This is a genomic window from Listeria rocourtiae subsp. hofi, from assembly GCF_963575615.1.
Taxonomy (GTDB): Bacteria; Bacillota; Bacilli; order Lactobacillales; family Listeriaceae; genus Listeria_A; species Listeria_A hofi.
This window is the reverse complement of record NZ_CAUYTL010000108.1, coordinates 1-327: the sequence shown is the minus strand read 5'-3', so window position 1 is coordinate 327 and position 327 is coordinate 1. Positions and strand designations below refer to the sequence as shown.

1 protein-coding gene is annotated in these 327 nt (G+C 43.1%); it reads left to right on the top strand.

The window, feature by feature from the left end; translation table 11 throughout:
- On the top strand, positions 1 to 327 hold a 327-nt coding region (locus R8925_RS15955; RefSeq protein ID WP_430536761.1), incomplete at both ends, for a hypothetical protein.

Below are 327 nucleotides of genomic sequence, written 5' to 3'. Positions count from 1 at the left end.
TCGCTCGGATGTGCTCGATACAACGAATTTTATTTTTAATCAGTTGATGTATACAGAAGTTCCTGAAATCGAGTATGATGAACAGGCTGAATTGGTTTTAGGTGCTACATTTCCAAAGTCAGATAGGACGCAGACAGAATTTGTGCTGATTGATATGGAGCAAGACGGGAGGACAGATGATACAGATTATTTAGCTCCTGAACAATTGCAAAAACGGCAGGCGGCGGCACGTTATATTGCGAAACGAATCGCTACTTTGATGGGCGAGAAGACGCCAGTTTTTGATAAGGGGTTGAAGCAGTATCGGCCGATGGAATACAGGGATAT